Raw genomic sequence first — 24,590 nt, 5'->3', positions numbered from 1 at the left:
TGGCCCTCTTTGTGGATAAATCACTTAAAATCTTATTGCACAAAGAGAAGCAAAAGAGGAGTAAATGAGAAGACACCAAAGCATAGAAATTAAGAGCTTTTCTCGTCACGCCAGCAAGCTGTGCGTATACAAGTTTCGTGTAAGAATTTTGATGTACTGTAGGCGTGAAGCTTGCTCACGCGAAAAGCGCAGCTTTTAGTTTTTAACGCCACATGTAATAACAAGTACAGACTCCTTTGAATACCTATTTACCACACTCTTTACACTCTGAATCTTTGACTACTTTGAAGTGCTGTTGCTTTAAAGTGAGCGCATCAAACGTTATAAATACACTGCCACTTAAATGACCTAATAATAAGTTGAGCGTAAGTTGCGCCTGCATAGAGCCAATTACACCCAGTAGCGGGCTAATTACTCCTGCGTTACTGCAATTTATAACCGGTATGGCTTCACCTTGTGGAAAAATACAGCCATAACATGGGCTATCACTTTGCCTAAAATCAAAGCCCATTAACTGCCCTTTGGTTGCCAATGCAGCACCAGAAATTAACGGTATTTTATAAGCAATACAATAACGATTAACACTATAGCGAGTACTAAAGTTATCAGAGCAATCAAGCACAATGTCAGCACCCTTTAGAATATTAATGGCGTTACTCTCATCTAACTTTTGGCATTGCGCTATTATTTCTATTTGATTATTAAGACTCGCTAATACTTTACCCGCTGCAGCGACCTTGCTTTGTCCTAAGTGATTTATTTTATAAAGCACTTGGCGCTGTAAGTTTGAAAGCTCAACCTCATCATCGTCAATTAAAATAAGCGTTCCAACACCCGCAGCGGCTAAATATAAAAGTGCTGGGCTACCTAAACCACCAGCCCCCACTACTGCAACCGTTGAGGATTTAAGCGCTAACTGCCCTTCAAGCCCAACTTCTTCAAGCAATAAATGGCGGCTGTAACGCAGGGTTTCTTTTTCGCTTAGCTCATTCACTTTTACTGACCTTGTTAGTATTAGCCTTGTTAATATTAATCAGCACTGCTTATGGCCACTTGCAGAGCGCTTATAGCCTCTATGTAATTATCAGCCTCGGTAATCGCACGCACTACGGCAACACTACCCACGCCAGTTTTCGCTACCTGCCCAGCACGGCTTAAATCAACACCGCCTATTGCCACTGTTGGATAGCTTTGCATGATAGGTACAAATTTAATAAGCTTTTCAAGACCCTGTATTTGGCCTGTCATATCTTTTGTTGTGGTTGGGTAAATAGCGCCAAATGCCATGTAACTAGGGCGATAATTATGCGCACGCAGCATTTCATAAAAGCCATGAGTAGAAAGTCCAAGCCTTAACCCTGCCTCTTTAATTGCAGCTAAATTAGCAATGTCTAAATCCTCTTGCCCTAAATGCACACCATACGCACCATGTTTAATAGCTAACTGCCAGTAATCGTTTATAAATACCTGGGCATTGTATTGCTTGCCCAGCTCAACAGCTTGCTTAATGAGCTCATCAAGCTCATCTTGCGTTTTATTTTTAACGCGTAACTGCGCTGTTTTAATGCCTTGTTGTAAGCACTTTTCTAACCAATCTGTGGTATCTACAACCGCATATAAGCCCAGCGATTTACTTTCACAGGGTGCAAAATCAGCAGCCATATTAAAGTCAAGCGGCACATCAAAATCAAGCTCATCGCCCAACCAGCTACCTGGCTCTATAACTTGCGGATAATCATCTAAATTAGTGGGAAATGAGGTCTGAGCAACCGGCCCAATCCCTTCACCGTAACGTACCGACTGTTTTAGCCCTTGGTTTATATATGCTTTAGCTAAAATAAAGGCATCTTTTAATGGGTAGTCTTTAGCTAAACACGCAGCAATGACCGAAGCCATACTGCATCCCGTGCCGTGGTTATGCGGTGTTTGTATTTTTTGGTTGCCTAACCAGTATTCTTCACCATTTTGCGCATTACTATCAATACAATAATCAATGCAGTAGCCACTTGGGTAATCCCAATGTCCGCCTTTAATAACAACGGCTTTTGCGCCCCAGCTTAATAACTTATTAGCCGCTTCTTTTATTGCAGCAGGGCCAATTAAATACACACCGGTTAATAACTGTGTTTCGTGGGTGTTTGGGGTTATTACATCCACCAGCGGCAGTAAACATTCTTTTATTGCGCTTACCGTGTCTTCTTCTGTTAGTAAGTCACCGCTTGAGGCAATAGCAACAGGGTCATATACAATAACGGGAGGCACAGGCCACTTGGCTTTATAATGACTTATATGTTCACTAATTAACTGAATTTGCTGCACGTTGGCTAACATACCAATTTTTATAACTTTGGCTTTCATGTCTTTTTCAAGTGCAAGTAACTGCGATTCAATAATATCGGTAGACACTGCATTAATAGCCTCTACGCCTAAACTATTTTGCGCAGTAAGCGCCGTAATTGCCGTGCAGCCATGCACACCAAAACTTTGCATTGCTTTTATATCAGCTTGAATACCAGCACCGCCGCCAGAATCAGATCCGGCAATTGTCCACACTACATTATTCATATTTATCTCCTAAGAGCAGTTACATTGAACTAATGAGCTATTTAATTAGATATTTGATTAGATAGAATGCTCATATTTTTAATAAAGCTGCTATTTTTCTTGATGCCAAAATGGCATACCCATTGTTGGGGTTGATGGGGCAGCAACGTCTTTTTCCGGCATTGCTTTTGCTTTGTATGCAAAGCGCCCCGCTTCTACTGCGGCTTTAAATGCGCGGCTCATCGTAATTGGACAGCCCGCCCCTGCAATGGCTGAATTTAATAATACCGCATCATACCCCATTTCGAGCGCTTGGCAGGCATGCGATGGCAAACCTAAACCAGCATCGACTATCAATGTGGTATCAGGTAGGCGTTCTCGAATAGTTTTTAAATTATAGCTATTTAACAATCCCTTACCGGTGCCTATTGGTGCTCCCCATGGCATAAGCACCTCACAACCTAGCTCATTTAAACGCTGGCAAAGTACTAAGTCATCGGTGCAATAAGGCAATACTTTAAAGCCATCATCAATCAATATTTTTGTCGCTTCAAGTAGCGCAAAAGGGTCTGGTTGTAAATTGTAATCATCGCCAATCAGCTCTAGCTTTATCCAATTGGTGGCAAATACCTCTCGGCACATTTTTGCAAGCGTTATAGCTTCTTTAACACTGTGACACCCTGCGGTATTAGGGAGTATTTTTAAGCCTGTATTTTTTATTAACTGCCAAAAGTCATCACCGGCTGCTGCACTTTGTTGGCGCCTAAGCGACACAGTTACAATTTCAGCGCCTGAGGCGACTATCGATTGGGTCATAATGTCGGGCGACGGATAAAGCGCAGAGCCGATTAATAAGCGGCTATTTATTTGCTCTCCATAAATAGTTAAACAATCTTTAGTTTGCATAAGCCTTACCCGCCTTGAATGGGCGACAATAGCTCAATATTGTCGCCTTCATTTAATACATAGTTACTGTGCTGACTTTGTGAAATAAATTCGCCATTAACAGCCACAGCAAAAGGCGCAACTGCACCAAAACATTGAAGTACCTCTACGAGTGCGTTGCTATTAACATTAAGTAGCTCGCCATTAATTGTAATGTTCATTTTATTCTCACTCTATTCGTGAAACTGCTTGCGCTACTAATGCCGGTGCCAACATATAGCCATGTCGATATAAGCCATTAATGCTAATTACATTACCAACTTGTGATACTTCTGGGCGGTTATCACTAAATGCGGGGCGTAATCCGGTTTGAATGTTAAGTAGTCGTGCTTCGGCAAATCCGCTGTGTACAGTATAAGCCGCTGAAAGTAACTCAAGAGTTGAGCGCACTGTTGCCGCGCCGCTGTCTTGCGATTCGATTTCGGTCGCACCTATTACATATTCATGATTAGGTTTGGGCGCTATATAAATTGGGTAACGCGGGTGCATTAAGCGCACGGGCCTGATTAAACTTACCTCTGGTGCGTATAACCTTGCTACTTCGCCACGCACACCCCTGAGCGGTTTATCATCTTGAGTATTTTTAGCGCCAAGCCCACGGCAATCTATAATGTAATCAAATGGTCGATTATTTATTTTGTTGTCGCTAATGGTTACGCGCTGATTAAATACAAATTTTACTTTGCGTTTATTGAGCTGTGTAAAACTGGCTTTATAAAATGCTTGGTTATCTATTTGCCCTTCGCAGGGTAAAAATAGACCTTGATTAAAACGCCCTGCAAGTTCAGGTTCAAGCATTGTAATTTGCTGGGTATTCACATGCTCAGCAGTATAATCGGCTAATGGCTTTATACGTTGTGCAAAGCTTTGTAAATCGCCTTTATCTTGCTGATGCGCAATGACCAAAGTGCCTTGCTGCTGAAAAAAAACCTCACTTTCAAGCTCTGCAATAATGCTAGGCCAGCGCTTCATTGAATCAAGACCCATTAATGCTAAGTCAGCCTCGCACAATACCGACTCAGCAAGCGGGGCAAGCATTGCTGCTGCTACTTTACCGGCGCTATTTTGAGTATGTTCGTCATCGGCTTCAAACACAGTAACATGGTGCTGTTTGCTCAGTGTAAGCGCTGCTAACCTGCCCGCTAATCCAAATCCGACAACCGCAATGTTATAAAGCATATGCGTCTCCAAAAGCAGTTATGCATAGTACAAGTAGATGAAAATTCACTTCGCACTTCTTCTATTATTTAAAGAAGCGAGGCACAAAGCCTCACCTACGTTTGTATCTAGCTTCTAGCAATAATTGTTTTATACCGCTTTGTGATAAATCTCTGAGCCTGTTTGCTTAAACTCTTCCGATTTAGCTTTCATTTCGGCTTCTACATCAACCATTTTTATTTCAATAGCGTCGCCTGCGTTATTAGGATCAATACCGCGTGTTTCTAAATCTTTAGCGTAATCGCGTACTTCTTGGCTAATTTTCATAGAGCAAAATTTAGGACCACACATAGAGCAAAAGTGAGCCACTTTGCCTGATTCTTGCGGTAAGGTTTCGTCGTGGTATTCGCGAGCACGGTCTGGATCTAAACCAATATTAAATTGGTCGTGCCATCTAAACTCAAAACGTGCTTTTGATAAGGCGTTATCGCGCTCTTGCGCGCCTGGGTGACCTTTTGCTAAATCGGCGGCATGCGCTGCAATTTTGTAGGTAATTAAGCCTTCTTTAACATCTTCTTTATTTGGCAGACCTAAATGCTCTTTAGGTGTTACATAACAAAGCATTGCACAACCGTACCATGCTATTTGAGCCGCCCCAATACCAGAAGTAATATGGTCATATCCTGGCGCAATATCGGTCGTTAGCGGGCCTAAAGTATAAAAAGGTGCTTCGTCGCAATGCTTTAATTGCTCATCCATATTGGCTTTAATCATGTGCATTGGCACATGCCCCGGGCCTTCAATAAATACTTGTACGTCGTGTTTCCACGCAATTTTAGTCAGTTCACCTAATGTGCGTAGCTCACTAAACTGCGCTTCATCGTTGGCATCCGCAATCGAACCCGGACGAAGACCATCACCGAGTGAAAAACACACATCATATTGTTTTAAAATTTCGCAAATATCTTCAAAGTGCGTGTATAAAAAGTTTTCTTTGTGATGCGCTAAACACCACTTAGCCATAATTGAGCCACCGCGCGACACAATACCGGTTACACGTTTAGCCGTCATTGGTACATAACGAAGTAATACACCCGCGTGAATAGTAAAGTAATCAACGCCCTGCTCGGCTTGTTCAATAAGCGTATCGCGGAAAATTTCCCACGTTAAATCCTCAGCCACACCGTTTACTTTTTCAAGCGCTTGATAAATCGGTACTGTGCCAATAGGAACAGGCGAGTTACGTACAACCCATTCGCGCGTTTCGTGAATGTAACGGCCCGTTGATAAGTCCATTACGGTGTCTGCGCCCCAGCGGGTAGACCACACCATTTTTTCTACTTCTTCTTCAATAGATGAGCTGACCGATGAGTTACCAATATTGGCGTTAACTTTAACTAAAAAGTTACGACCTACAATCATAGGCTCTGTTTCTGGATGGTTTATATTATTTGGTAAAATAGCGCGACCACGGGCTATTTCGTCTCGTACAAATTCTGGGGTAATAAATTCAGGAATACTTGCGCCAAACGACTCGCCTTTATGCTGCGCCGCAAGTAATTCTTTACGAATTTCTGCACGCCCCATATTTTCACGAACAGCTACGTATTCCATTTCAGGGGTAATAATCCCTTGGCGTGCGTAGTGCATTTGCGTTACGTTTTTACCAGCGACACCACGGCGAATTTTTGGAAGGTGATCAAAGCGAATATGATCAAGCCCTTCATCTGCCATACGTTGCTGCGAAAACTGCGACGTAACAGATTCCAAAACTTCAGTGTCGCCACGGTTTTCAATCCATTGTTCACGAAATTTTGGCAAGCCTTTGCGTACGTCTAGTTCAAAATTAGGATCGGTATACGGGCCCGATGTATCGTAAACACGTAGCGGATCGTTTGACTCATAAACGGGGTTTTCATCTGTGCCGCCAATAAACGTATCACTTAACGTGATTTCACGCATACCAACGCGCACGCCAGGTTGAGTACCTTCAACGTATACTTTATGAGAATTTGGAAACGGTTGACCCGTTAAGTTATAGATATATTCAGACGCGGCAGCACGAGTTTCTCGGCGCGACGCTTTATTTGTAGTATTTGACATGACTTGCCTCATTGCTTAAGGGTTGTCTTGTCAGATATTCCGAGGAATAGAGAAAGATCGTAAAGTAGCGTACATGCTACTTTGCAGCCTAAAATAAACAAAATCACTTTATTGTGCGCATAAAAAAAGACGCACAAGCGTCCTATTTTAGGCAGCTTGTTCCCTACGCAGGTATTAACCTGATCAGGTTCACGGATCCCGCTTTCGCGATCTCAGCCAAAAACTAATTACTTAGCTTTGGCACTCCGACAAGTATTGATGTATAAATTCTGTTCGTTGATTTGAGGGTGTTACCCAACTAATCTGCGCTGAGTGTACGTCAGTTAAAAACTGCCCGCAAGGGGCTGTTTTTCAAAAACTTAAAATTATTTAGGAATAAACACAAATGTTTGCTCGCCTTGCATGACTAATTGCTGGTCTTGCATTTTAAGCTCGGCACCTTGCTTTAAGGCTTGCAATAACTGCTGCTCAAACTCATCAAGCTCTTCGCCGCATGACTTGCGCGTCATTCCTAATTTACTTACGGTAAGGGTGCTTTTTTCAAGTTTACCTTCACCAAAAAACTTATTACAGCCCGCAAAACCGTTTACTTGCAGTGCTTCAATAAAACTCATTGATGCGTTAAACGAAGATGGAATTGCTAAACCATCAACACGTGATAATTGCCATTGGGTGTATTTAAGCTGCTCACTGGTAACCGTCCCTGTTGATGCGCAACCAACACATAAACCGACTATAAGCATCGGTATTGCTGCTAATTTCATGCTACTACTAACTAATTGTCTAATTAATATAATTGTAACAATATTTATGCTCTTTATCCGTTAAAAATGCATGTTTTAAATGTAAATTTTTGTTCTATGATAGTTTAAAAGCTATGCGATTAAGTACTAAGTTGTAGTTTTGAATACGTTATCTATTTGCTCTGGTAAAAACGGCCTACCTTTTTCATTAACCGACGTTCCTATAACCAGTGCATTGAGCATTACTTTTTCATCGCTTTTACGTATAACCATTTGCTTAAAGGCAAACTTTAAACGACTAATACGCTGCGGCTCTACAACCACATAAAATTCATCCCCTGGTAATAGTGAATGTTTATAGTCCATTTCGCTGCGCATCACGACCAGGTTAATTTTATCTTTCGCTAATTGAGCAAAATCAATACCGTGTGCGTACAAAAATTCATGGCGAGCATGCTCTAAATAATTAAAATAAACACTGTTATTTACGATACCTTGTAAGTCACATTCGTAATCACGTACTTTGAAATCAACTTTAAAGGTCATATTAGTAATCCTGATTATTTAACGTATAATTGCCGCGTTTATAGCACATGTGTTTAAATAATTGCTACCATACGAGTCCCTAAAATGGAGTTAAGTAACCCAATGAACTTACGTTTGTCTTTAATTACTGCCGCACTTTTACCGCTGCTTGGTGCACCAATTGCAGCTAACGCTGATGATAGCGACCTAGAAAGAATTGTTGTAACTGGCGATTTTCAACGAGAAAGTATTCAAACTTTAAGCGCAAGTGCAAGCTTATTCAGTGAAGACGAAATTAATCAACGTGGTGCAAGTTACTTAGATGAGATTTTAGGAAGTGCCGCCAATGTAAACTTTACATCGGGTGCATCGCGTGGTCGTTATATTCAAATTCGTGGCGTAGGGCTTCGCTCACAATTTGTAGATCCCATTAACCCATCTGTAGGCTTAGTTATTGATGGTATTAACTATTCTGGTCTTGGTGGCAGCTCATTATTGTTTGATATAGACCAAGTAGAAATTTACCGTGGTCCCCAAGGTACACGCTTTGGTGCAGACGGTATGGCGGGTATGATCCAAATGGGTTCAGCTAAAGCCACGAGCGATCCAAGTTTAAAACTACAAGTAGGTGCTGGCACATACAACACACGCGAAGCAGGCCTTGCAGCAAGCACAGGCTTAACTGATGACACTAGCGCACGCGTTAGCTACTTTCGCAGAAAGTCAGACGGTTACGTAGATAACCTGTACTTAAATGACGAAACACAAAATCAAGACGAACAAGTAGCGCGCTTTAAATTAAACAGTCAGCTTACAAAACATTTAAATACTGAGTTAAACCTTCACTATATTGATATAAACAATGGTTACGATGCATTCACACTCGATAACAGCCGCAATAGTGTTGCCGATGAACCAGGGCAAGATAATCAACAAAGCTACGCAATAGGTGTTAATAATACTTACACGGGTTTTGACGCTTTTGATGTAAATCTAAACCTATCGGCTATTGATACCGAATTACTTTACAGCTTTGACGAAGACTGGGTATGTAATGATGCAAGTGAGCCAAAGTTATGTGCTGCAGGCTTACACCCTGATGGATACAGCTCAACTGATCTTTACAGCCGCGATCGCGATGACCAATCTGTAGATTTACAGTTTAATTCTAAAACAGGTAACTGGGTTGCGGGTATTTATTACCAAAACCGTGACGTTGATTTAGAGCGCCAATACACATGGTTAGCAAGCCCGTTTTCTTCAACTTACGAAACGAGTAACGTTGCAGTATATGGTCAAGTAGCGACACCAATTGGTCCTAAAACAACATTAATTACAGGTTTACGTGTAGAGCAATACCAAGGTGACTACACCGATAGCAATGGCTTTATAGAAGATACCGACGACGTAATGGTTGGCGGTAAAATAGCACTAGAGTATCAAGTAATTGATCGTACGATGATCTACACCAGCATTACACGTGGCTACAAAGCTGGCGGTATTAACTCAGAAGCGCTTGCTAAAGCAAAAGATGAAGGCTTAAACCTCAGCGCTGATTTCTTCCAGCAGCACACCAGTTTTGACCCTGAATATTTATGGAGCGGTGAGTTTGGTGTTAAAGGCTCATCGCTTGATGATAAATTTACCCTGCGTTTAGCGGCGTTTTATATGCATCGCGACAACATTCAGTTAAAAGCATGGCAAGTAGAAGGTCAGCAATTTACCGGTTATGTTGATAACGCAAGTTCTGGTAGCAACTACGGACTAGAAGTTGAAGGTAGTTACCAACTAACTGATAATCTATTTTTAACGGGTAGTGCTGGTTACTTAGATACAGAAATTGATAACTTTGTAACACAATCAGGCTTAAATCAAGACGGTCGTGAGCAAGCACAGTCACCTAAGTACCAGTATGCTTTCACTGCTCGCTATAACTTTACAAGTGAGCTTTACGGTATGATTGGTGTTGAAGGTAAGGATGATTATTACTTCTCTGATAGCCACAACTCACAAGCACCAAGCAGCAACTTAGTTAATTTAAGCTTTGGCTATGAAGCTGACATGTGGGCAGTGCGTGCATGGGCTCGTAACGTGTTTGACGAAACAGTCCCTACTCGTGGTTTTGAGTTTGGTAATGACCCGCAAGATGGTTACACAACGCATACCTACACACAATTAGGTGAGCCTCGCGTAGCAGGTGTTACTTTTACGCTTAATTTATAGAACATAACAGTTAGCTTTCAACAGAAAGCCTTCCGTAGTTATAAAAAACACCGCGTTTAATTTAAATGCGGTGTTTTTATTTGTAGGTGAGGTTTTATACCTCGCTTTTTATAAAGTTAAATTACATGAGCGCGAAATAAATTCGCACCTACAAATATTCCATCTACGCCTACAGGCCAAGCATTACGCCCTTTGCACATCAAACGCGATTACGTCTTTAATTTTCTCTTTATTTGTTGCTAGCATTACAAGCCTATCAATGCCTAAAGCCACCCCTGCGCACTGTGGTAATCCATGCTCCAATGCTGCAATCAAGCGCGTATCCATTGGCACTTGCTTTAAGCCATTTTCAGCGCGGTAGGCGTTATCTTCATTAAAACGTTTAGCTTGCTCGCTGGCATTTGTGAGTTCATTAAAGCCGTTAGCCAATTCCATATTTTTATAATAAAGCTCAAAGCGCCCTGCTACACGTGTATCGTGTTCACAAATTTGAGCAAGTGCCGCTTGAGATGCTGGAAAATGATACACAAAACATGGCTTATCTTGTCCTATTGTGGGCTCTACTTTCATACAAAATAATAATTGCAGTAAGGTATCTCTATGCGTTTCATTTTGGGCTATATCAGCAAACCCCTGCTCACACGCTAGTTGCTTTAATTGCTCTATGTTCGCTGTTAGCGGGTCAAGTCCAAGTGCTTGTTCAAACGCTTGCTGATAAGTTACTCGCTCTGCAGGAGCTACCTTAAGAATAAGCTGCATTAGCTCATCCATTTCATCCATAAGTGCAAATTCATCAAAACCAGGGCGATACCATTCAAGCATAGTAAATTCAGGATTATGATGGCTACCCGCCTCTTCATTTCTAAATGCTTTACAAAGCTGAAAAATGGCGCCTGAACCGGCCGCTAACAAGCGTTTCATAGCAAACTCTGGAGATGTTTGTAAAAAAAGAGGAAGCCCACCAGCGTGGCCTGGGCCTACAAATATGGTATTAAAGCTCGCTAAATGTACATCGGTTACACTCGCACTACTCAAACTTGGCGTCTCGACTTCTAAAACATCACGTGCATAAAAAAATTCACGAATATTACGTAATATCACTGCACGTTGCTTTAGTGTTTCAATACTTGCGCTTGGGGCCCAAAGATCTGATGACATATTTTCTCCAAAAAAAATCCCAGCGTAAGCTGGGATTTTATAAACAATGTTAAAGCTTACTTAACACGGCTTACGTATTCACCGTTACGCGTGTCTACTTTAATTACTTCGCCAATTTGTACAAATAATGGAACTCGTACCACAGCACCTGTGCTAAGCGTTGCTGGTTTACCACCAGTACCCGCTGTATCGCCCTTAAGGCCAGGATCAGTTTCAGTGATCTCAAGCTCAACAAAGTTAGGTGGTGTAACAGCAATAGGGCTGCCGTTCCATAATGTAATTGTACATAAGTCATTTTCAACTAACCATTTAACTGCATCGCCTAGTGCTTTTTCGTCAGCAGCAATTTGTTCAAATGTTTCGTTGTTCATGAAATGCCAAAATTCACCGTCTGTGTATAGATACGCTAAATCTGTATCCATTACATCAGCACCTTCAACTGATTCACCCGATTTAAAGGTTTTTTCAAGCACCTTACCAGAGATAAGTTTACGGATACGAACACGGTTGAACGCCTGGCCTTTACCAGGTTTTACCATTTCATTTTCTAAGATACTGCAAGGCTCGCCGTCCATCATAATTTTTAGGCCGCCCTTGAACTCGTTGGTGCTATAATTCGCCATCGTTTCCTCTATTTATATTTTTTCGAGTAATCTACATGCCAATGATACAAAGAAATGAAGCAAATTTGCATAAAAACTGGCAAAAAGAATTAGCAAATGTAGTTACCTGCCCAAAAACCTTGCTTGAAATGGTCGGTTTATCGAGCCAAGTCCATGAAAACGACCTAAAAGCCCGCAGTTTATTTCCGGTACGCGTGCCTATCCCTTTTATAAAAAAAATACGCAAAGGCGATCCAAACGATCCTCTTTTACTGCAAGTCATGCCACGCCATCAAGAATTTTTAAGTAAGTCGGGTTTTAATAAAGATCCCCTACTTGAGCAAGATAACAACCAACCCGGCCTTTTACATAAGTATAAATCGCGTGTTTTAGTAATGTTTAAAACCGGCTGTGCAGTCAATTGTCGTTACTGCTTTAGAAGGCATTTTCCGTATCAAGAAAACCAACTTAATAAAAAAAGCCTGCTTGAAACACTAAGCTACATAAAATCTGATGCCAATATAAACGAAGTGATTTTAAGTGGTGGCGATCCGCTGATGGCCAAAGACGATGCAATAAGTTGGTTTTTAGATGAGCTTGAGCAATTACCACAAATTAAACGAATGCGAATTCATAGTCGTTTACCAGTAGTTATACCGACGCGAGTTACCAATGAGTTATGTGAGAGATTAGCAAAATCGCCATTAAAAATTATTTTTATTAATCACATAAACCATGCAAACGAAATAGACGCTGATTTTAAAGCAGCCATGCAAAAGCTTAAACAAGCAAACGTAACGCTTTTAAACCAAGCGGTTATTTTAAAAGATATAAACGACACGGTTGATGCGCAAATAAATTTAAGCGAAGCGTTATTTGATGCCGATGTATTGCCATATTATTTGCATTTGCTTGATAAGGTTGAAGGAGCGAGTCACTTTGATATTAATGAAACGCAAGCAATTGAAATAATGGCAGAGCTATTAAAAGCTCTGCCTGGATTTTTAGTGCCTAAATTAGTAAGAGAAATCGGTGGTCAAAAAAGCAAAACACCTATCGATCTTAAGCTAATTTAAAACAACATTTAAACGTATATATTTACGTTGTTACCCAATGATGCAGTTACCGATTTAGCCGGTGTTTGTGCACTTGACGATTGTGCAGCGCCTTCAATAAGTGCAAGAGCCGCTGCGCCGTCTGCCTTTTGCTGTTTTTTTGCTAAAGCAGCGCTGTAAACCTCACCACTTTCGCTAACGCCAGACATAACGGGTAAACTTGTACCTGATATATTCATATTACTAACCTGACTTTTAAATGTAATCCACGTATTATGTCGGCAATGCAGTGCAAAGCTTTAGGAAAACCATGGATTCAATTATTGAACAACTCAATGCAAACTTAAAAATTGTTTACCGTCAAGCACTTGATGCCGACAAAAAACTCGATGAACTACAGCAACAAGGCCATGGAAAGTTTAAAGCCTTATTTGCACAAGATGCTGGATTTAGCTTTGAAGCTAAACGTTTTAAGCCTTATGTTTTAGACGTTGCTGCTGATGTTGAAAGCTTATCTAACGATGGTTTTGATGAAGAAAAACTGAAAACAACCGTTATTAAGTTACAGCAAATTCTCACGTTGTTAGCTACTTTTAAGTAAAGCCTAAAAATAAAATCGCGCTTATTAGCGGCTATTTTTATTTTCAGTTAATCTAAACTTGGTAATATTTGCTCACCAAACCACTGAGTTAGCAAGCGTTTTTCGTAATAAAATGATTCATCGCGGCCCATTTTAATTTTATCCATAAAACCCATATCTTTAAGCTCCACATCAGTATCTTTACTTAGCACTGTGCCATCGTTATTGGTTAACGAATAATTTAGCTTAATGAGTGGAAAATAAATTGGTTTTACTACACGAATTTCGTCCATTGCGCCATAACGCACATCACCCGCTAAATCTAAATCAGTAAACTCTACGTTTAATTTATAATCTTTTGGCAATTGCTCTGCTAATTTAGCCATGTGCTTTTCAAAACTAGCCGCAATATTTTTATGATACGAACCTTTAACTTGGTTTGACGCCCGCACATCTCGATAATCATTAAAGTCATGCCATTTAACAATAGATTCACCTGCATGGGCAAACGCAGGTAATGCTATACACATTGTTGCTGCTATTTTTTTAACTAAATTCATATCTTTCTCCAAAGAGGTAAACCAATCACAGATGTGTAAATTGGAGTTGATCCTATATTAGCTTTTACTGAGCTTACTTTAACATTTATTTATTAACCATAACTTAATTTTACAAGCTAAACGCCATTTATATCGCTTAAAATGTAATCAAACATATTTAATGTGCTCATATCAAAAAAGAAACAATTAAAATCATATAAATTTCAGATAAAACATGTAAATCATCTCTATTTATGGTGAAATTAACTCAATTGATAAAAGGTACCCACGGAGCTTTCATGACTATTTTAGTAACCGGTGGCGCAGGCTATATTGGCTCGCACACTGTTTTAGAACTTTTACAGCAAGGTAACGATGTTGTTGTTATTGATAATTTAAGTAACTCATCACAAGAATCTCTTGCTCGTGTAAAAAAAATAACAGGCAAAGATGTTACTTTTTACCAGGGCGATATTCTCGATAAAGCTTTTTTAAATGCCGTATTTACAAAGCATACAATTGATAGTGTTATACATTTTGCGGGTTTAAAATCAGTGGGCGAATCGGTTGCAAAGCCCATTGAGTACTATCAAAACAATGTACAAGGCACTCTAACACTTGTTGATGCAATGCGTAATGCTGGTGTATTTAAGTTAGTATTTAGCTCATCTGCTACTGTATACGGTGACCCTGCTAGCTTGCCAATTAAAGAAGACTTCCCTGTAGGCGGTACTACTAACCCGTATGGTACATCTAAGTTGATGGTTGAAATGATGCTGCAAGATATCGCTAAATCAGATGAGCGCTTTGCGTTTGCTATTTTGCGTTACTTTAACCCAGTGGGTGCACATGAGTCGGGCTTAATTGGTGAAGACCCTAATGGTATTCCAAACAACCTTTTACCGTTTATCGCACAAGTGGCGGTAGGTAAATTAAAGCAACTCGCTGTATTTGGTGATGACTACGACACAGTTGATGGCACCGGTGTGCGCGACTATATACACGTCGTAGATTTAGCAATGGGGCACTTAAAAGCGCTTGATAAAATTGCCAGCAGCACGGGTGCATTAGTTTATAACCTAGGTACTGGTAATGGCTACTCTGTACTACAAATGGTTAATGCCTTTATTAAGGCAAGCGATCAGGCTGTACCCTATCAGGTTTCACCTCGCCGCCCTGGTGATATTGCTGCTTGTTATGCAGCACCAGAGAAAGCACTTAATGAACTTGGCTGGGAAGCGGTGCGAGGTATCGATGAAATGATGCAAGATACATGGCGTTGGCAGTCAAATAACCCTAATGGTTATAAGGGTTAAGCAAAACAAGCTTCGCGCTTAAAATAAGTGCGCGGCATCAAGCCGCGCATACCGGGTATTTTAAACACCAAATTCAATTTTATGGCTGCGGCGTAGGCGTAGAGCTTACTCACGCGAAAAGCGCAATTTTTAATATTTAAAACTGATTGTTACCTACTCCTGGCTTCTCTAAAGCGCAGCGCCCTCTTAGCCTCTTTGTGAATAAATCACTTAAAAACCTTATTGCACAAAGAGAAGCAAAAGAGGAGTAAATGAGAAGACATAAAACATAAAACATAGTAATTATGTATTTTACTTCTCTAAAGCGCAGCGCCCTCTTAGCCTCTTTGTGAATAAATCACTTAAAAACCTTATCGCACAAAGAGAAGTAAAAGAGGAGTAAATGAGAAGACATAAAACATAAAACATAAAACATAGTAATTATGTATTTTACTTCTCTAAAGCGCAGCGCCCTCTTAGCCTCTTTGTGAATAAATCACTTAAAAACTTATTGCACAAAGAGAAGTAAAAGAGGAACAAATGATAAGAAACCAAAACATAGCAATTACGAGCTTTGCTCGTCACGCCAGCAACCTGTGCGTCTACAAATAAATTTAACCACAGCGTTAAGTTTTGACTGTAGGCGTAGAGCTTGCTCACGCGAAAAGCGCAGCTTTCAATTACTCATATCCGTTATTAAATATTTTATAACGAGTATCTTAATTATGTCTGTGCCCATTGCCTTAACAAATTATGATAAACCCCTGTTAATCTAATAATCTCTGGGCTATCTGCTACTTTACTGCGCAAGCCTTGAATAGACGTGTCTAAATCAAATAACAAACCACGTTTTTCGTCGCTATTAACCATACTCTGTAACCAAAAAAACGAAGCTAACCTACGCCCGCTTGTTACTGGCATTACGCTATGTAAACTGGTTGATGGATACAACACCATACTCCCTGCTGGCAGCTTTACACTGTGCGAGCCATAGGTATCTTCAATTACAAGTTCACCACCCTCGTAATCCTCGGGTTCATTAATAAATAAGGTCATTGATATATCGGTACGCACTTTTACTGGCGTACCTGGGACTTGTCTAATCGCATTATCAACATGCACACCAAATGATTGCCCACCTTGATAGCAATTAAAGAGCGGTGGAAAAATTTTTGCAGGAAGCGCGGCCGACATAAACAAATCACTACGTGCAAGCGCGGTCATAACAATGTCGCCAAGTTCTCTGCATTCAGGGCTATTCTCAGGTAATTGTAGATTATTTTTTGCTTTAGTTGATTGATGCCCTGCGGTAATACTGCCATCAGCCCACTGCGCTTTGAGTAAAACCTCATGGCAATAAGCCACTTCTTCTTTGGTTAATAACTGCGGTATTTTAACTAGCATGTGCGCCCTCTCACATAATACTAAAAAGTAAGGGCAGAAGTATCTGCCCTTAAATATGACTCATTCATAAGTTAAAGCTTAAAAAGAGTAGCTCGCCGTTAAGCTAAATTTACGACCACTACCTGGTACAAAGTGACCACCACCAAGCTGATCTATATAATCTTTGTCGCCAAGGTTTTCACCATTAAGCTGCAAGCTCAAATCTTTTGATACATCGTAAGCAACCATAAAATCAAAAATAGTATAACCACCTGCACGCGAGCGAGTAGATGTAGAGCCGTTGTAACGCTCGTCCAGATATTGTGCACCGACACCAAATGATAATTGCTCAGACACATCATAGGTAGTCCACACACTTGCGCTATTTTTAGGTGTTCGAGCAAGCTCGTTACCAATTTGAGATATGTCATCACCGAGTGCTTTTGTCACTTCACTATCTTGATAAGTGTATGATGCAATAACAGTCCACTCTTTAGTAATTAACCCCGTAGCAGAGAGTTCTAAACCTCTGACTCTTTGCTTACCACCGAGTAACTCATCTGAAGTATCGTCAGCGAAAGGGCTGTCAGTACGAGCATTGGTTTTTTCAGTACTAAATAATGCTGCATTAGCTTGTAAACGATTATCAACTAGGCTCCATTTAGTCCCTAACTCATAACTACGACTTTCTTCTGCATCTAAATCGGCTGCATTACTGCGAGTAGAAACTGTAATCCCCTCAGCCGAAGGGTTAAACGAATTACCCGCACCTAAATAAATACTGCCATTTTCGGATGGTTTATATACAACCGCAGCATTCCAGCTAAATAAGTCGTCACTTGTAGAAATTAAAGCGCTTGGGTCATTGTAATCATTGTGATAATCAGTAGTGAAGCTATCAAAGCGAATTCCACCTGTAACTTCCCATTGCTTGTTAAGCGTCACTGTATCAAATGCATAAATAGCTTGGTTTTTAGCTTTAGCTTCAATGCTTGTACCGTCACGGCCGTACACACCCGTAAATGCAATTGTTGCATCAGGGTTGTATAAATCGTTACGTATTCCATCTTCAATTAGGTTATCAGGCGTAGTTGCAACAAAGTTATGGCGTGTAAACGTTTCATTTGCAAGTTCAACACCTACCACTACATCATGAGTAAAACCTGCAAACTCATAATTACCAATTAAATCAAGCTGGAATGCAACAAGCGAGTTATTTGTATCACGTGTTTTTTCATCACCAAATGTAATATCGGTATCTGTTGTTACTGAAAAGAAACGTGGTGCAGTTGTTACAGACTCACGCTTAACAGTACCAATTCGCGCTTGGGCACGAACCATTGTATTTTGTGAAAAGTCATACTCATATCGTGCCGTTGTTGAATAGGCTTCAATATCTTCGTAATCACGGTGAATGTTACCGTAAAAATTATCAAAATCGACTGGTGCCGGACCAAACTCACTTCCAACTAACTCAGCTACTGGCGAATCATCTCTTACCCAAGCAATACCGTAATCAGGTAAGTTGTCTTGTCGCTGATACTCAAAATTTATATCAAAACGGCTATCCGTACCCAGCCCTGTTGCAAACGCAACTGCAATAGCATTTGTTTCGTTTTCAACATAATCACGACCAGCAACATCGCCTTTATCGGCAAGTAAATTTATACGTAACGCACTCGTTTCGTTTACTTCAATATTGGTATCAAAGCGACCACGGTAATCATTTTCGGTCCCTAAGCGCAGTGAAACATCGTTAAACTCACCTAATGTTGCTTTTTTAGTTTCTAAATTAACACTCCCTCCGGTTGCGCCACGTCCAGATACAGCAGAGCCTGGACCTTTAGCCACTTCAACGGTTTCAATGTTGTAAACATCGCGCGTGTAGCCTGCAATATCACGAATGCCATCGACAAAAATATCATTTGTTGCACTAAAACCACGAATAGACATGCTATCGCCTGTTGGTGCGCCACCTTCGCCTGCAGCTAAAGAAATACCAGACACATTACGAAGTGCGTCTTGTAGGCTATCTACGTTTCTATCCTTCATTACCGCTTGGTTGATTACCGTTACCGTTTTTGCGGTATCGAGTAGCGGCTGAGTGTGTTTATGTGATGCTGACTTTTCTACAACATAGCTAGATTCGGACTTTGTTTGCACTTTTGTTACCGATAATTCTTGAACATCTTGTGCACTTGCCCAAGTTGAAAGAGTTGCTGTTACAACCGCTGCAATTGGCTTTATGTAGGCATATCCTTTATTCGATGGCTTACTCATGGTTACTCCGTAGTTTTTATTAAGCACTTAGCTGTTAATTGAAGATACATAACCTGAGCTCTGGGCAATAAATCTCTTAACCAAAGCTCAAGTTGCATATTTAATTTCGGCAGAATCCTACCACCCAAACAAAGCAATGTAAATGATAACTGTTATCAATTGTGTTTGCATGTTAATTACTATATTGTATACACACTCAAAAATTAACAGTAATTACGCCTTTGTAATTACTTGTCGTAACTTTCAGGATTGTTGTTAGGTAATGCGTAGCTTAATTAAACCAATAAGTGTGGTTATCGCACTTTGTAGCACCATGGCAGTAAAAGCCGATACGGTTAGCGAATTAGAACAGCTCGTTAATAAATGGCTGCAAATAGAAAATCAAAACAGTGAATTAAATACACATTGGCTTGATCAAAAAAATAGTATGGAGCAAACCTTAACGCTTCTTAATGCTGAGCAGCAGCAACTTAGTCAGCTTAACCAACGCAGACAAGAAAACACCAGCGAGCTGACCCAAAAACGCGAGCAACTTGTTACAAAACAAGCTGAACTTGAAAAAGACCAGCAACAATTAAACGAGCAACTTGCAGGTATTTCCCAGCAATTGCTTTCATTACAAGTGCAGCTACCTCCGCCGCTATTAACCAGCTGGAAAAATGCAGGTGATTTAGCTAACCCACAGTTAAATACTACCGATAAGCTGCAAACTGCGCTTAAAATGTTGGAATTTTTACTTGAATTTCAACAACGTATTTCCATTCACGAAATGGCAATTAAGCACCCAGATGGGCAGGACATATGGGTTAAACAGCTTTACTTAGGAGCAGCACAGGCCTGGTTTGTAAGCGAAGACTTGAGCTATGTAGGTATTGGCTTTGCGAGCGATTTAGGTTGGCAATGGAAGTTCGATGCAAGTATTAACGCTGAGCAAGTTGCGTTAGGGATCGCTGTACAACAAAAAAAGCGGGCTGCTGATTGGGTAACACTGCCTATTTTAAGTTACGCAAGTAATATACAAAAAGGGACTAAATAATGATGTTTGCCCGCACACTTAAAGCTTTTAGCATGTTAGTTTTACTATTTAGCGTAAATATTTCTTTTGCAGCAAGCAGTGATGACGCTAAAAAAAGTATTTTAAGTGATATTAAAACAGCGCAGCGCACGCTAATTAATACTCAAAATAGCATTACTAAAGAGCAAACTTTACTAGGTAAAAAAATATTTAATAAACAGCAATCACTTAGTAAATTACGTGAAGAAGCTGCCGTTAATCGCCGCCTTGCAGATGAAGATACTTTAAGTTTAGAGCAGCTTCAAACGCGCCTTGATACTTGGCAACAGCAACAGCAATATCAACTTAATTTATTAAATCGCTTTGTTCGTCAAAATAGTAATAACGAGCATGTTACTAATAATCAAAACGAATTATTAAGCCAAGTGATATCACTTATTAGCGATCAAAAACAGGCGCTTTACCCACACTTTAAAAAGCAGCCTGTTGTGCTTAGTAATGGTGAATTAAGCCAAGCAAGCACCTTGCAAGTCGGCCCTGTAGCCTGGTTTAGCACCCAAACACCTAAACTTGCAGGTCTATTAAATTTAGATGATAAATCTAATGCATTAAAAGTAGCGCTCGTGCAATCAACGAGTAACGACAACCCCCTCGATAACACCTTAAAACAAAATGGTGTGGGGTCTACATTACTTACTTTCGACCCTAGCTTAACGCACTTAGTAACTAGCCAAGCACAGCAAGAGAGTCCGCTTGAGCACCTCGAAAAAGGTGGTTTATGGGCTATTCCTATTATTTTATTTGCCTGCTTTGCACTTACCATTGCGTTATTAAAAGCCGCGCAGCTATTGCGTTTAAGCAAAATTAAAATGTATTCACAAATGCAATTACAGCAATTTTTTAAAGCTGGGAATACACATGAATTTGCCGGCATGCAGCAGCAGTTATTTACCTTAACGCTGCAAAGCGAAAAAGGCCAAGTACGAGACGATCAATTATTTAATCAGTTAATTCACGATAAACACACGCTTGATAACTTTATTGGCGCAATTGCAGTTACAGCCGCAGTAGCACCATTATTGGGTTTATTGGGAACCGTAAGCGGCATGATCGAAACATTTAAAATGATGACCTTGTTTGGTTCAGGCGACCCAGAAGTTGTATCGGGCGGTATTGCACAAGCACTAATAACGACTGAGCTTGGTTTAGTCGTTGCAATACCAGCACTTGTATTAAACGCCTTACTATCACGTAAAGCGAAAGCGTATTACAGCCAACTAGAGGGCTTTGCATTGCAATTAAGTCAGTTAGAACAAGGAGAAAAATAATGTTTGATCAAATTATTGGTAACCCTATTTGTTGGTTTATTATTTTACTTGCTTTGTTTGTGTATCAGCTGATTTTTCATGACTTATTACATTTAAAACACTTCAAAGAACAACGCACAGGTTATTGGCAGGAAGTTAGCTCTATTTTAACAGCCGCCCTGCCATTACTCGGTTTACTTGGCACTATTGTTGGATTACTCGATACATTTAAAGTAATGGCACTGGGACACAACGAGCTTATGAGCGAAGCAATTGGCGATGCATTACTTACAACCCAACTTGGGCTTGTTTGCGCTATTCCCGCATGGCTAATGCAAGCATACTTAGGCTATTTGAAACGTAGCCCTAAATTGCATACGCAACACGCTATGCCAAGCAAGCAGTTAGGATAACCGTTATGCAATCACGTTTAAAACATCGGTTAGAACAAGAGTCTGAACAACATATTGATATGTCGCCGCTACTTGATGTTGTGTTTATTTTATTAATATTTTTTATTGTAACAACCGTATTTGTACGCGAAAGTGGCGTTGAGGTAGATAAACCTCAAGCTGTATCGGCAAGTCGTCTTGAGCAGCAAGTTATATTTTTAGCAATTACCGACTCCCAACAAGTCTTTTTTGATGGCAGCCAAATTGGTGTTGCTGGTGTGCGCAGCAGCGTAGAACAAATGCTAAAACAGCAGCAACGCCCAGTGGTTATTCAAGCTGATAAATCGGTTCCTACTGAGTTATTAGTTCACGTAATTGACGAAGCAAAGCTTGGCGGTGCTGCGCAAGTTAATTTAGCGACCAAACAATAATATGCACACTATTAACCCGGTTCAAAAAACGCGTAATATTCGCCATCCATTATTTGCCTTTGGTCTAAGTTTAATAGTGCTTACAGGAGCATTGTTATTATTATGGATTGGGCAATTAGCAGAACATGTTGTGCAAGATAAAGTGATTGTGCGCGAGGTAGCAATGGTTACATTACCGCCCCCACCTCCGCCTTCAATACAACAACAGCAAGCAAACGAGCCTATACAAAGCTTAACTGTTCAAGGTGCTGGCGCTTCTATTCAGGCGGTTGAGGTTAAAATTAATAGTAATTTAAATATTGTGAAACCCGATACGCCTAACATCAAAGTAAGTACGCCACAGCTGCAATCAATAAGCGTAAATTGGGATGCATTTAGCTTAAATCAACTTGATGGTTTACCTACTTTACTTACGCCAGTAGAAGCGGTTTTACCAAAAAGTTTAACCCGCCAAGGTATTGATGTATTCACTGTAAAGCTCGACGTGTTTATAGATGAAAACGGTAAGGTAAGTTTAATTGAGGTAGTGCAAAACCCATACCCAGAACTAAAACCCGCAATCGACAAAATTATTAAACAAAGCCGCTTTAGTGCACCTAAAAAAGAAGGTGAGACTGTACGCGCTCGCTTTATTTGGCCAATTGAATTTAAACCTTAAGCCCTATTAGAATGAAAAATATGAACGCAATTAAAACGCTAAAACCATTAACTCGCGCATTTATTACTTCTTTAATGTGCTCATTGCCTTTATTAGGTGTAAGTAGCGTGCAAGCTAGCGCTGCTAATACGCCACTAAAAGTAACTTTATCGCCTAGCGATCCTACATGGCAACTGGCAATAAATAATAATTTATTGGGTCCAACAGAAGTACTTATTGAGCCAACCGAGCGCGGTTTTGCCCGCCAAGTACAACCGCTATTACAAGCCAGTAATTACAATGAAGTTACTGCACTGTTTAAAAATCGCGATATAAACCAAGACAGCACCGCTTTAAACTTATTGCGCGCACAAGTTTTGCTTTCAATAAAAGATTTTGATAAAGCCGAAGCCGCTTATTTGGCATGTTTAAAAGCATCACCAAGTTTAATACAAGCGCACCAAGGCCTAAGCCTATTGTACATGCAACAAGCAAACTACAATAAAGCGCAAACGCACCTGGTTCGCACCATTGAGCTGGGCCAGGCTGACGCACAAAGCTACGCGCAACTTGCTTATATTCATGTACAACATAACCAACCTTGGAGCGCTGTAGCAGCCTATCGCCAAGCGCTTATGCTAGCGCCAGAAACAAGCCAATATCAGCAAGGGCTATTATTTGCTTTGATTGAATCAGGTGATCTAAATCAAGCTAACGCGTTATTAAAAGAGTTACTGAATAAAAACCCTGATAACGCAGATCTTTGGCTACAACGTGCACAAATTGCATTGCAACTAGAACAAAATAAAAACGCACTTGCGGCAATTGAAGTCGCACTTAAACTTAACCCTAAAGATACGAGTAATCAGCTCCTTGCTGCACAATTACATTTAAACCAAGGTAGCAGTGAGCGTGCCGTTACTTTATTAAAACAAGGCTTAAAACATGCAAGTAAAAAACAACAAACAGCAGTAATTAACACCACAATGCAAACACTAGGATGGCTTGTATCGCAGCAGCAATGGGGATTAGCTAAAGAGCTTATACACAGCGCTAAACGATTTACTAAACAGTTACCACGTGATGATCAAGCACAGTTTTCGGTTTACAACGCACAGTTAGCAATACAGCAAGGCAACATAAATGGAGCAATAATAAGTTTAAATGGAGCTCTTAAAATCAATCCAAATTTAGGCGATGCCCTACTAAGCCTTGCAAGTATTTATCGTAATAAAAATCAGCTTACCCAAGCCAAACTAATGTACGTGCGCGCACAAGCGTTACCTGATTATCAGTTATCTGCATGGCTTGGATTATCGCAAGTAGCCATTGATTCTAAAAACTATCCTGATGCACTTAAACATCTAAAAAAAGCACTACAAGCAAATCCGCAGCGCCAAGATTTAATTACCAATATTCGCGCCCTTGAAAATATAGTACGCCAGGAAGGATAGATTCATAACTGTCACGTGAGCAAGCCAGGCACCTACCGATAAGGTCTAACACCGTGGTTAAACTCACTTGTAGACGCCCAGCTTGCTAGCGTGACGAGCAAAGCTCGTAATTACTGTGTTTATGCCTTCTCATTTACTCCTCTTTTGCTTCTCTTTGTGCAATAAAATTTTAAGTGATTTATTTACAAAGAGGGTTAGATGGCGCTACGCTTTAGAAAAGT

The 24,590-nt window shown here is 40.4% G+C and carries 24 protein-coding genes and 1 riboswitch; of the genes, 10 read left to right on the top strand and 14 right to left on the bottom strand.

Annotated elements, in window-relative coordinates:
* Positions 1-244 precede the first annotated feature (244 nt).
* From P20652_RS04105 to P20652_RS04140, 8 genes are all read right to left on the bottom strand, one after another.
* Positions 245-994: a HesA/MoeB/ThiF family protein gene (locus P20652_RS04105; protein WP_008171123.1), complete on the bottom strand. Its 750-nt coding sequence runs from the start codon at positions 992-994 to the stop codon at positions 245-247.
* Between the two features lie 35 nt (positions 995-1,029).
* Positions 1,030-2,565 (bottom strand): thiamine phosphate synthase, encoded by a 1,536-nt coding sequence (gene thiE, locus P20652_RS04110; RefSeq protein WP_008171122.1) that lies wholly within the window; start codon positions 2,563-2,565, stop codon positions 1,030-1,032.
* 90 nt (positions 2,566-2,655) lie between these two features.
* Positions 2,656-3,450: a thiazole synthase gene (locus P20652_RS04115; protein WP_008171121.1), complete on the bottom strand. Its 795-nt coding sequence runs from the start codon at positions 3,448-3,450 to the stop codon at positions 2,656-2,658.
* 5 nt (positions 3,451-3,455) lie between these two features.
* Positions 3,456-3,650 (bottom strand): sulfur carrier protein ThiS, encoded by a 195-nt coding sequence (gene thiS, locus P20652_RS04120; protein WP_008171120.1) that lies wholly within the window; start codon positions 3,648-3,650, stop codon positions 3,456-3,458.
* A 7-nt stretch (positions 3,651-3,657) separates the two neighbouring features.
* On the bottom strand, positions 3,658-4,668 hold the full coding sequence (locus P20652_RS04125) for an FAD-dependent oxidoreductase (RefSeq protein WP_008171119.1): 1,011 nt from the start codon (positions 4,666-4,668) through the stop codon (positions 3,658-3,660).
* A 129-nt stretch (positions 4,669-4,797) separates the two neighbouring features.
* Positions 4,798-6,750: a phosphomethylpyrimidine synthase ThiC gene (thiC, locus tag P20652_RS04130; protein ID WP_008171118.1), complete on the bottom strand. Its 1,953-nt coding sequence runs from the start codon at positions 6,748-6,750 to the stop codon at positions 4,798-4,800.
* Positions 6,751-6,893: 143 nt separating this feature from the next.
* Positions 6,894-7,008: riboswitch (TPP riboswitch) on the bottom strand.
* Between the two features lie 107 nt (positions 7,009-7,115).
* Positions 7,116-7,514, bottom strand: a complete 399-nt coding sequence (locus P20652_RS04135) for an META domain-containing protein (protein ID WP_304644427.1) — start codon at positions 7,512-7,514, stop codon at positions 7,116-7,118.
* 126 nt (positions 7,515-7,640) lie between these two features.
* Complete coding sequence (locus tag P20652_RS04140) at positions 7,641-8,039, bottom strand: thioesterase family protein (protein ID WP_008171116.1); 399 nt, start codon at positions 8,037-8,039, stop codon at positions 7,641-7,643.
* A gap of 84 nt (positions 8,040-8,123) precedes the next feature.
* Here P20652_RS04140 and P20652_RS04145 point away from each other — a divergent pair, with 84 nt between their 5' ends.
* A complete protein-coding gene (locus P20652_RS04145; RefSeq protein ID WP_008171115.1) occupies positions 8,124-10,241 on the top strand; it encodes a TonB-dependent receptor in 2,118 nt (705 codons plus the stop codon).
* A 183-nt stretch (positions 10,242-10,424) separates the two neighbouring features.
* Here P20652_RS04145 and epmA read toward each other — a convergent pair whose 3' ends face one another.
* Positions 10,425-11,399 (bottom strand): elongation factor P--(R)-beta-lysine ligase, encoded by a 975-nt coding sequence (gene epmA / locus P20652_RS04150; RefSeq protein WP_008171114.1) that lies wholly within the window; start codon positions 11,397-11,399, stop codon positions 10,425-10,427.
* A gap of 56 nt (positions 11,400-11,455) precedes the next feature.
* Positions 11,456-12,022 carry an elongation factor P gene (efp, locus tag P20652_RS04155; RefSeq protein WP_024596699.1) on the bottom strand — a complete coding sequence of 189 codons (567 nt, stop codon included), beginning with the start codon at positions 12,020-12,022 and terminating at the stop codon, positions 11,456-11,458.
* A gap of 41 nt (positions 12,023-12,063) precedes the next feature.
* Between efp and epmB the strand changes: the two genes are divergently transcribed.
* The gene (gene epmB, locus P20652_RS04160; protein ID WP_033017842.1) at positions 12,064-13,077 is read left to right on the top strand and encodes an EF-P beta-lysylation protein EpmB; all 1,014 of its coding nucleotides are present in this window, start codon (positions 12,064-12,066) and stop codon (positions 13,075-13,077) included.
* Positions 13,078-13,085: 8 nt separating this feature from the next.
* On the opposite strand, the gene P20652_RS04165 is transcribed toward epmB, so the two are convergent.
* Positions 13,086-13,295, bottom strand: coding sequence for a hypothetical protein (locus P20652_RS04165; RefSeq protein ID WP_008171111.1), 210 nt, complete (start codon positions 13,293-13,295; stop codon positions 13,086-13,088).
* 71 nt (positions 13,296-13,366) lie between these two features.
* Between P20652_RS04165 and P20652_RS04170 the strand changes: the two genes are divergently transcribed.
* Positions 13,367-13,657 carry a hypothetical protein gene (locus P20652_RS04170; protein ID WP_008171109.1) on the top strand — a complete coding sequence of 97 codons (291 nt, stop codon included), beginning with the start codon at positions 13,367-13,369 and terminating at the stop codon, positions 13,655-13,657.
* 47 nt (positions 13,658-13,704) lie between these two features.
* On the opposite strand, the gene P20652_RS04175 is transcribed toward P20652_RS04170, so the two are convergent.
* A complete protein-coding gene (locus P20652_RS04175; protein ID WP_008171108.1) occupies positions 13,705-14,196 on the bottom strand; it encodes a DUF3016 domain-containing protein in 492 nt (163 codons plus the stop codon).
* Between the two features lie 278 nt (positions 14,197-14,474).
* Between P20652_RS04175 and galE the strand changes: the two genes are divergently transcribed.
* Complete coding sequence (gene galE / locus P20652_RS04180; RefSeq protein ID WP_008171107.1) at positions 14,475-15,491, top strand: UDP-glucose 4-epimerase GalE; 1,017 nt, start codon at positions 14,475-14,477, stop codon at positions 15,489-15,491.
* A gap of 702 nt (positions 15,492-16,193) precedes the next feature.
* On the opposite strand, the gene P20652_RS04185 is transcribed toward galE, so the two are convergent.
* Positions 16,194-16,874, bottom strand: coding sequence for a Fe2+-dependent dioxygenase (locus P20652_RS04185; protein WP_008171106.1), 681 nt, complete (start codon positions 16,872-16,874; stop codon positions 16,194-16,196).
* Between the two features lie 78 nt (positions 16,875-16,952).
* Complete coding sequence (locus tag P20652_RS04190; RefSeq protein WP_008171105.1) at positions 16,953-19,133, bottom strand: TonB-dependent siderophore receptor; 2,181 nt, start codon at positions 19,131-19,133, stop codon at positions 16,953-16,955.
* A gap of 262 nt (positions 19,134-19,395) precedes the next feature.
* Here P20652_RS04190 and P20652_RS04195 point away from each other — a divergent pair, with 262 nt between their 5' ends.
* The 6 genes from P20652_RS04195 to P20652_RS04220 are packed head-to-tail and all read left to right on the top strand — an operon-like array spanning position 19,396 to position 24,369.
* Complete coding sequence (locus P20652_RS04195) at positions 19,396-20,169, top strand: DUF3450 family protein (RefSeq protein WP_008171104.1); 774 nt, start codon at positions 19,396-19,398, stop codon at positions 20,167-20,169.
* Entirely contained in the window at positions 20,169-21,476 is a 1,308-nt protein-coding gene (locus tag P20652_RS04200) for a MotA/TolQ/ExbB proton channel family protein (protein ID WP_008171103.1), read from the top strand. The genes P20652_RS04195 and P20652_RS04200 overlap by 1 nt, the downstream gene beginning before the upstream one ends.
* Positions 21,476-21,868, top strand: coding sequence for a MotA/TolQ/ExbB proton channel family protein (locus P20652_RS04205; RefSeq protein WP_008171102.1), 393 nt, complete (start codon positions 21,476-21,478; stop codon positions 21,866-21,868). Before P20652_RS04200 ends, P20652_RS04205 begins: the two co-directional genes overlap by 1 nt.
* A gap of 5 nt (positions 21,869-21,873) precedes the next feature.
* Positions 21,874-22,278 (top strand): biopolymer transporter ExbD, encoded by a 405-nt coding sequence (locus P20652_RS04210; RefSeq protein ID WP_008171101.1) that lies wholly within the window; start codon positions 21,874-21,876, stop codon positions 22,276-22,278.
* 1 nt (position 22,279) lies between these two features.
* The gene (locus P20652_RS04215) at positions 22,280-22,936 is read left to right on the top strand and encodes an energy transducer TonB (RefSeq protein WP_008171100.1); all 657 of its coding nucleotides are present in this window, start codon (positions 22,280-22,282) and stop codon (positions 22,934-22,936) included.
* A gap of 20 nt (positions 22,937-22,956) precedes the next feature.
* Positions 22,957-24,369, top strand: a complete 1,413-nt coding sequence (locus P20652_RS04220; RefSeq protein ID WP_008171099.1) for a lipopolysaccharide assembly protein LapB — start codon at positions 22,957-22,959, stop codon at positions 24,367-24,369.
* Positions 24,370-24,590 lie beyond the last annotated feature (221 nt).

This window comes from Pseudoalteromonas sp. BSi20652 (assembly GCF_000239855.1).
Taxonomy (GTDB): Bacteria; Pseudomonadota; Gammaproteobacteria; order Enterobacterales; family Alteromonadaceae; genus Pseudoalteromonas.
The sequence above is the reverse complement of the archived record's forward strand: the minus strand, read 5'-3'. Positions and strand labels throughout refer to the sequence as shown.